This window comes from Halomonas sp. CSM-2 (genome assembly GCF_002119345.1).
Lineage (GTDB): Bacteria > Pseudomonadota > Gammaproteobacteria > Pseudomonadales > Halomonadaceae > Vreelandella > Vreelandella janggokensis.
Genome location: NZ_NBYR01000050.1, coordinates 1 through 1985, shown reverse-complemented (window position 1 = coordinate 1985; position 1985 = coordinate 1). Strand labels below are relative to the sequence as shown.

Annotated in this window: 2 protein-coding genes; one reads left to right on the top strand and one right to left on the bottom strand. The window is 53.8% G+C overall.

Translation table 11 applies throughout. From position 1 onward, the window contains the following. Positions 1-142: 142 nt before the first annotated feature. The gene (locus tag B7L15_RS19245) at positions 143-1723 is read right to left on the bottom strand and encodes an ATP-binding protein (RefSeq protein ID WP_085920496.1); all 1581 of its coding nucleotides are present in this window, start codon (positions 1721-1723) and stop codon (positions 143-145) included. 183 nt (positions 1724-1906) lie between these two features. Here B7L15_RS19245 and B7L15_RS20055 point away from each other — a divergent pair. After that, positions 1907-1985 (top strand): transposase (locus B7L15_RS20055; RefSeq protein ID WP_369596878.1); only part of this gene is annotated, 79 nt, incomplete at its 3' end.

Sequence of the window (1985 nt, the reverse complement as noted above, 5' to 3'; positions counted from 1 at the left end):
TACCTTACCTAGCAACAAAGAAAAAGATCGCGCCTGCCAGGGCGTGCGTGATGATGTCGTCCAGCCATCGACATCGTTCTGTATAGGTTTTGTTTTGAGTCGTTAGGAGATTTGCGACAACCTCTTTAGGGCGGGGAGGACGTCAAGTGTCAGTGGCAAGCGTTTCCACCTCAAACGCTACGATTTGGCGCTCAATGCTGGAAAACTCCACGCCAATGAGATGAATGGGCATGCCACTGGCACGGTGTTTGTCGGCATAGCCTTTGGCTTTGATCTGCTCCAGTGCTTTTCCCTCAGGCAGCTGCTCCACGACCTTGAACTCGAAAAGGTAAATATGCCCGCCGAAGTCGACGCTCATATCGACTTTACCCCGGTGGCTGGCGTCTTCCACCGTCACGCCCACCCCCAGTGCCGCGAAGTGGCTGTAGAACACGCTGGCATAATGCCCTTCGTATTTGGCAATGGGGTTGTTGCGATACCAGTCGTGGGGCAGGCCGGCGTAGAGAGCTTTGAGGTGACCTTCCAGCCCTGCTAGATCATGCTCATGCAGTACCTTAAACAGCGCCAGTTGATAGGTTTGCGCGTCGCTGTCTGGGATACCCAGCACGGGCAACAGAAACTCGTTCAGGCTGCTTTCGACTTCCCGGTTAGGAAACCCCAGCGAGTACAGCTGGTAGCCCACCATCGGCTCCTGCATATCCTTGATGGTGATATAGCCGGTCTGAAACAGCAGTGCCTCGGTTGCGATGTCATCGACATCAAAGCGGCCCAACAACTGTGCCTTGGCCTGAAGGGTGCCAAGTTGCGGGGTAAACACACCGCGTGCTTTCAGCAAGTCCACCAAAAACGTGGGCGTGGCGCTCTCAAACCAGTAAGGGCTAAATTTACGCTCTTCTAGCAATAGCAGCACATCAAAGGGGTTATAGACCGCTTCAACGTCCTGCCCACCCCAGCGGTAGCCGTTATACCAGCGGCGAATATCTTCACGGTCAAGCCCGGGCAGCTCCGGTACAAAGACGGTATCGACATCGTGGTCGGTATAGCCGCAGATGGCGGCATAGTCAGATGAAAGCGTGATATCGCGCAGATTGTTCAGCCCCGAAAAGAGGCTGACTTTGCTGAATTTAGAGACACCCGTCAGCAACACAAAATGCAGGTGTGGGTCGGCATCCTTGAGCACGCTATACAAATTTTTCAGCCCCTCGCGAAGTTCGCGAGCCCTGTCAGCGTCGAGGATATTATCCAATATGGGCTTGTCGTACTCATCAATCAGCACCACGACGCGTTGCCCATGGACATGCTGGGCGTGCTCGATCAGGTTGGCGAAATCGTCGGCAATTCGCTCAGGCGGCGGTGTCTCAATTTTCAGGTTTGCTCGCTGCTGTTGCAGCTGATAACGAATGTTGGCGTCCAGGTCCTGGCGGCTGTTAACCACTCCGCTGGAGAAGCTGAGGCGTAGTACCGGGTGTTGCTGCTGCCAGTCCCACTTATCGTGAATATAAAGTCCTTCAAACAGGGTTTCATGGCCTTCAAACAGGCAGCGCAACGTATCCAGCAGCAGGCTTTTACCAAACCGTCGCGGGCGGGAGAGGAAATAGTAACCGCCCGTTTCAGCCATGGTGTGAATCAAGGGCGTTTTGTCGACGTAGTAATACTGACCCTTGCGCAGCTTCTCAAAGGACTGAATGCCAATGGGGAGTTTACGGCGTTGAGCAGATAACATGCTGGCCTCCAAGGCTGAACCAATCAAGCACAGGGCAGTTTAGCATGGTGGCGATAAGGGCAGGTTGCGCGTATGATGCTGCGTTTTTGTGCGGAGCCAAATCAATCAAACGAGCAAATAGTGAATCGCCCCTGGTTTTGTAGACACCTCCAGGCCTTATACTGAAGGCACCTAGGAGGACGCATGAGCCGAGTACGATACACCGAAGAATTCAAGATCGAAGCCGTTAAACAGGTGGTAAACCGAGGTCACCGTGTTGCTG

Coding starts and splice junctions, on each gene's coding strand:
- B7L15_RS19245 (WP_085920496.1), bottom strand. CDS start 1,723: ATGTTATCTGCTCAACGCCGTAAACTCCCCATTGGCATTCAGTCCTTT.